This is a genomic window from Bacillus sp. LR_5, from assembly GCF_042709275.1.
This window is the reverse complement of the sequence record NZ_JAVAXX010000313.1, coordinates 1-6,827: the sequence shown is the minus strand read 5'-3', so window position 1 is coordinate 6,827 and position 6,827 is coordinate 1. Positions and strand designations below refer to the sequence as shown.

Sequence of the window (6,827 nt, the reverse complement as noted above, 5' to 3'; positions counted from 1 at the left end):
GTCGCCTTTTTTCACGACAATGATATGGAGCTGTTCCGCATCTTTTCTTGTATCTTCTATTTTAAACTCTTCTTTTAAATAAACGACAGGGACAATATGCCCTCTAAAGTCAATCACTTCACGGTCATGCGTTTGCAAAATGTCTTTTCTGTCAATAACTGCTGTTTCAATGATTGAAGAAATCGGAATGGCAAATGTCTCTTCTTCCAACTTAATCAGCAGAACTGAAATAATAGACAAGGTAAGCGGCAGCTGGATGCTGAATAGAGAGCCTTGACCCTCGGCTGATTTCACACTGACTGAACCGCCAAGAGACTCCAGTTTGTTTTTTACAACGTCAAGTCCTACACCGCGGCCGGAAATATCAGAAATTTGGTCAGCAGTTGAGAACCCCGGAGCAAAAATCAATTCGTAAATTTGGTTGTCTTCTAAGGTTTCAGCTTCTTTTTCCGTTATGACCCCGCGCTCAAGCGCTTTTTCCAGAATTTTTTTGCGATTAAGGCCTGCGCCGTCATCCTCTACTTCGATAAAGACATGGTTGCCGCTGTGATAAGCTTTAAGCACAACTTTTCCTGATTCCGGTTTTCCCTTTTGCAAACGTGTTTCCGGCGCCTCGATACCATGGTCAATACTGTTTCTGATCAAGTGAACGAGTGGATCTCCGATTTCATCAATTACTGTACGATCCAGTTCAGTTTCCGCACCGATGATCGAGAGTTCAATTTTTTTATTCAGCTCTTTCTGAAGCTGGCGAATCATTCTCGGGAATCTGTTAAAAACGGTTTCAACCGGGACCATTCTCATATTCAGAATAATCGATTGCAAATCTCCGGAAATTCTCGTCATTCTTTCAACCGTTTCAGTCAGTTCATTGTGCTCAAGCTCTTTCGCAATCTGCTCGAGACGCCCGCGGTCAATGACAAGCTCTTCAAATAAGTTCATTAAAGAATCAAGCCTGTCAATGTTGACACGAATTGTTTTAGATCCGCCGGCTGAATGCTTCGCCTGTTCATCGTTTTTAGCAGGCTGTTTTTGTTTCTCCTGCTTCGCAGGTACAGCTGCTGCTGGTGAATCTTCTTGCTTAGATTCTTCAGGCTTTTCAGCTGATGTTAAAGGAGCCCCTTGAATGACTTCAACATGCTCAATTTCCGATACGCCATTAATTAATTGTTCAATGTCTTCTGCTGATTGATGTGTTAAGAAACAAACTTGAAAATCAGTTCCAAAATCTTCTGTTTCAAGCACTTCAGCACTTGGAATTGTTTTGGCTACTTCTCCGACTTCATTTAGTTTTTCAAACACCATATAGACACGAACTGCTTTTAACATACAGTTTTCGTTCAGCGAAATCTTGATTTCATATCGTTTGAAGCCTTGCTCCTCCGCTTCTTGTATAACTGTACGTTCAAATTCATCATATTCCCAATCAGATGCTGAACTCTGTGCTTCTGCAGGTTCCGCGGAGGCGGCGGATTCAGCGTGCGCACCATTCACATCAAGCTTGGCACTCACTTCTGAGATATCTCTTTTACCATCCCCGCCATCAATAATAGACTGAACCATTGCTTCCAGGTGATCCAGAGCTTCAAACAAAATATCCAGCCAGTCTGATGTGACTGCCATGTCTCCGTTTCGGATTGCATCCAGCACGTTTTCAAGCAGATGGGTTAGATGTGCTAAATCCGTGTAGCCCATCGTTGCGCTCATTCCTTTTAATGTATGGGCAGCCCTGAATATATCATGTACGAGCTGAAGATCAGTCGGGTCTTTCTCTAAAAGAAGAAGCTTTTCATTACATGTTTGTAAATGTTCTTTACTCTCATCAATAAAGACATCTAAATACTGATTCATATCCATTTGAATCACACCCTCTCTTTTTTCACACAGCTTGTGATGGATGCTGCGATATCTTCCACATGTTTAATCTCATGAATGAGACCCGCTTTAACAGCAGCTTTTGGCATCCCGTATACGACACAAGATTCTTCAGACTCCGCAATGGCTTTCACATTGCCGGCTGTTAGCATGTCCTTTAGCCCAGCAGTGCCGTCACTGCCCATGCCGGTCATGATAACCGCTACTTTTTCATAATCTGTCAGTTTCCCGACAGAACGGAATAAATAATCAGCAGATGGTTTATGACGGCTTGGTGTGTCATGGTTATCAAGCACAATCTGGAGTCCTTCGCTGTTTTTAATAACGGATATGTTTTTTCCGCCCGGTGCTATGTAAACACAGCCGTTAAGAGCTGCTTCACCATCTTTTGCTTCTTTTACCTGAATGTCAGATAAATGATTCAGCCGATCAGCCAAAGAAGCAGTAAACCCTTCAGGCATGTGCTGTACGACAACCACTGGTGCGTTCAAATCCTTAGGGAGCTTCGGTATCACCTTTTGTAACGCCCGTGGACCGCCTGTTGATGTGCCGATACACACAATTTGTCTGCCCGTGCCAGGTTTCGGTTTGCTTAATTCAGGCTTAACGACAGCACGCACAATAGGTTCGGGCCGAACTGTCTGGGAAACAGGACGTTTCCGCTTGCCGGAAAGTCCTGCCGCGACGACACGCTCAACTAATTGTTCTTTAATTTTGTATAGATCCAGAGATATTGAGCCTGATGGCTTTGTGATAAAGTCAAAGGCACCGATCTCCAAACAATTAATTGTGCATTCTTTACCTTTCTCGGTCTGGCTAGACACCATAATGACCGGCAAGTTATAAATCTCAATAATTTTGCGGAGCGTATCTGTCCCATTCATGACCGGCATTTCAACATCTAGAGTAATAACATCCGGTTTTAATAATTCAATCTTCTTAAGCGCTTCTTCTCCGTTTCTCGCAGTTCCGATTACTTCTATCTGCTTTTCTTCGGTCAGAAAATCACTTATCATTTTTCTCATAAAAGCTGAATCATCAACTACAAGCACACGAATCAAATTAAGCCCTCCTCATTAAAAAAGAAGATAATTTCTCAATAAATGTCTGTTTGTCTTCTTTGTGTCTCGTTTCTTCTCTTTCAAACAAGGCGTCCGCTAAAATACGGACTGACCGGCTGGCTTTTGCCTGAGGGCTTTTTATGAAAAAAGGAACCTGTTCGACAACCGCTTTGCTCACGATCACATCGTCAGAAACGGAACCGGCAAACTGAACCTGAACATCCAAAAACATATGAATTGTACGGGAGAGGCGGGAAAAAGCGTCAAGCCCTTCCTTTTGGTCACGGCACCGATTGACAGCCACCTTCATTGAAAGCTTATTTTCTGTCAAAACCAAGTGCTTGACAGCGCTGTATGCGTCCATAATGGCCGTCGGCTCGGGAGTTGTTATAATCAAAATATCTTCTGCTGATAAAATAAAAGGCAGTTGATCTTTTGATAAGCCCGCTCCCATATCAAACAGCACATAATCGAACTGGCTTAATGCATGAGAAAGTTCATTGGCAAAAAACGTCCATTTTCTCTGATCGAGCTGAAACATCACATCCAGACCGGTTCCCCCTGATATATACCGCAAACCCTTTGGGCCAATGGATAATGACTGCAGCAAAGGCTTACGATCGGTTAAAACATCGATTATCGTGGCAGACGATGAATTTCCCATTAATATATCAATGTTCCCCATCCCGATATCAAGGTCGATGAGCAGCACCTTCTTACCTTTATCCTGCAGCGCAAGTGCCATATTTAAGGTAATATTGGATTTTCCGACACCGCCCTTGCCGCTGATGACAGCAAGTGTCTTCGCTTTTTGTGAATAAACCATCGGCAGAACGCGCTCACGTTTTTCCATTTTCGCCCGTAAAGTTGCTGCTTGGTCATATCTGTTCATCTGCACAGCATCCTCACAAAACCAAGTGGAGATACAGTCTGTATATCCTCAGGCACATTCTGGCCGTTAGTCATAAACCCGACACCTATTTTTGATTCTGCCAGTATATTAAATACAGAACCTAAGGAAGTCGTTTCATCTATTTTCGTAAAAATATACTGATTGACAGGGACGGATGAAAACCGTTTGACAATATGCTTCATATCTTCATATTTTGCAGTCGCGGATAAAACAAGAAATGACTGAATGCTACTCTCAAAAGGAATCGTTTCTTTCAGTTCATCAATGTATTGCGGGTCCTTGAAGTTTCTTCCAGCTGTATCAACAAACACATGATCATACTCAGAAAATAGCTCCTTCGCCTGCTGAAATTCTTCTTTTGTATAGCAAACTTCCAGAGGAGCCTGCAGCAGTTCAGCGTATGTTTTCAACTGTTCAACAGCTGCAATACGATACGTATCTGTTGTAATAAAAGCGATTTTTTTATGTTTTTCAAGCATAGATATGGCTGCGAGTTTAGCCAGTGTAGTTGTTTTACCAGCCCCTGTTGAACCAAAGAGAACGATATATTTTGAATGAATTGGCTCCTGCCACTTGTCTGCTGAGGGCAGCATATCGCATAGTATTTCCTGAAGTTTGCCGACAACATTTTCTTCAGTCAAGCCGCCTGCTTCAACAGAGAAGCGAAGCAATTTTTTCAGAGTGTTCGTTTTCGTAGACTCTTTGATCCCTGTTTCTTGCAAAAGCTTTTCTGCTTTTCGCAGCGGCTCAGGAAGTACAGATTGATATGCTGAAAAATCACCTAGCTCCTGTTGCGCCGGAATTTGAGGGGGATATGTTCTCTCCTCTATTTTCGGACTGCTGACCGAAGTTTTTAATGTTTGTTTCGGTTCAGCTGCCTTCTGAGGCGTTTTTTTCTCAAGAAAGTCCTGATCCAATACGGCGATTACTTCAACAGCAGGCTTGTTGACGAGGCCAAACCATTTTCGCTTTTTAATTTTTTTCGAATTTAATATGACCGCTTCATTGCCCAACTCTTTTCTGATGAGAAGTGCCGCTTCTTGCATTGAAGCAGCAGTAAATTTTTTTATTTTCATTAAATATCCACCACTCCAATGCTTTGTACCTCAACATTCGCCTCAAGTTCGTTATAAGAGAGTACCGGAAGATCAGGGAAGTACCGTTCCAGAAGCTGTTTCACATACATTCTGACCGGCGGCGAGCAAAGAAGAATCGCGGTTTCCTGACGTAATGAGAGCTGTTCAGCTTCTTTAGCGACAGAGCGCACTATACTTTCTGAAATATCTGGTTCAAGTGATAAATAGTTCCCGTGCTCCGTCTGCTGCACACCGTCTGCTATTGCTTTTTCTACACGGCCGGAACAAGTAACAACCTTCAACACTTCATTTTCTTTGGCAAACTGGGCTGTAATTTGTTTAGCAAGCGCTTGTCTTGTATACTCTGTCAAGAGATCAGAATCTGTTGTTAATTTCCCATAGTCAGCAAGTGTTTCAAAAATCGTTACTAAGTTTCGAATTGAAACTTTTTCTTTTAAAAGCTTAGCAAGCACTTTCTGAATATCACCGACAGACAATGGATTCGGCGTAACCTCTTCAACCAGGACTGGATACGATTCTTTCAAGTGATCGATCAGCTGTTTTGTCTCCTGCCTTCCGATCAATTCGTGGGCATGCTGCTTAATTTTCTCCGTAATATGCGTTGAAACGACTGATGCAGGATCAACTACTGTATAACCAAGCATGTCGGCTTCATCCTTTACCGCTTCGCTAATCCATTTAGCCGGCAGCCCGAATGAAGGCTCCACTGTTTCAATCCCTTCAATGAGATCGTCCTCAGGAGTAGGCGACATCGCTAAATAATGATCAAGCAACAGCTCGCCTTTTGCTACCTCGTTTCCTTTAATTTTCAATCGGTATTCATTAGGCTGCAACGCTATATTATCTCTGATTCGCACGACAGGAATGACAAGTCCGAGTTCCAAAGCCAACTGGCGGCGTATCATAACAATTCGGTCTAATAAATCACCGCCTTGATTGGCATCAGCAAGCGGTATCAGGCCATATCCAAACTCAAATTCTATCGGATCTATATGCAGAAGCTGAACAACACTTTCAGGGCTTTTAAGCTCGTCCGCCTCAGCCTCTTCCTCAAGAATCTCATCCACTTCTTCTTTTTCCTTACCTGATTTAGATAGTGAATATGCGCCAAAAGCAAGCAATCCCGCAAGCGGCCCCGTCAGAAGGATGCCGATCGGAGTGAAAATACCTAAAAGCATGATCGTAGCTGCTGCGACGTATAAAAGCTTTGGATACGCAAACAGCTGGCCTGTAATGTCATGCCCTAAGTTTCCTTCAGAGGCAGCTCTTGTGACCACAATACCCGTAGCCGTAGAAATTAACAGTGCCGGGATTTGCGAAACAATTCCATCCCCTACAGTCAGCATCGTAAAGTGTGAAGCAGCCTCTTGAATGGACATGCCCTGCTGAAGCATTCCGATCACGATTCCGAAAATAATATTGATCATCACAATGATGATTCCGGCAATGGCGTCACCTTTTACAAATTTACTGGCACCGTCCATTGCTCCATAAAAGTCTGCTTCTCTTGCCACTTTTTCGCGGCGATGCTTCGCTTCCTGTTCGGTAATCATCCCTGCGTTTAAATCAGCATCAATACTCATCTGCTTCCCCGGCATTGCGTCCAGCGTAAACCTTGCTGCAACCTCGGAAACACGTTCAGCACCTTTTGTAATGACGATAAACTGAATAATAATAAGGATGATAAATACAACGAGTCCAACTAATACATTTCCGCCGACAACGAAATTTCCGAAAGTCTCGACGACTTTCCCTCCCTCACCGTGTGAAAGAATTGAACGGGTAGTTGAGACGTTCAAGCCCAAACGAAATAGGGTCAAAAGCAGCAACAGTGACGGAAAAATCGAAAACTGAAGCGCTTCCTGCATATTCATTGTGGTG

5 protein-coding genes are annotated in these 6,827 nt (G+C 43.2%); all 5 read right to left on the bottom strand.

Annotation, left to right across the window (positions count from 1 at the left end):
• Positions 1–1,857 (bottom strand): chemotaxis protein CheA (gene cheA, locus RAC86_RS32950; RefSeq protein ID WP_377886518.1); only part of this gene is annotated, 1,857 nt, incomplete at its 3' end.
• A 5-nt stretch (positions 1,858–1,862) separates the two neighbouring features.
• Positions 1,863–2,936 carry a protein-glutamate O-methylesterase CheB gene (cheB, locus tag RAC86_RS32945; protein WP_014476816.1) on the bottom strand — a complete coding sequence of 358 codons (1,074 nt, stop codon included), beginning with the start codon at positions 2,934–2,936 and terminating at the stop codon, positions 1,863–1,865.
• 1 nt (position 2,937) lies between these two features.
• The gene (flhG, locus tag RAC86_RS32940; RefSeq protein WP_198878782.1) at positions 2,938–3,834 is read right to left on the bottom strand and encodes a flagellum location/number ATPase FlhG; all 897 of its coding nucleotides are present in this window, start codon (positions 3,832–3,834) and stop codon (positions 2,938–2,940) included.
• On the bottom strand, positions 3,825–4,925 hold the full coding sequence (gene flhF, locus RAC86_RS32935; protein ID WP_377886517.1) for a flagellar biosynthesis GTPase FlhF: 1,101 nt from the start codon (positions 4,923–4,925) through the stop codon (positions 3,825–3,827). Before flhF ends, flhG begins: the two co-directional genes overlap by 10 nt.
• Positions 4,925–6,827, bottom strand: a 1,903-nt coding sequence (gene flhA / locus RAC86_RS32930; RefSeq protein ID WP_377886516.1) for a flagellar biosynthesis protein FlhA, incomplete at its 5' end; no start/stop codon positions are given. The genes flhA and flhF, both read right to left, overlap by 1 nt.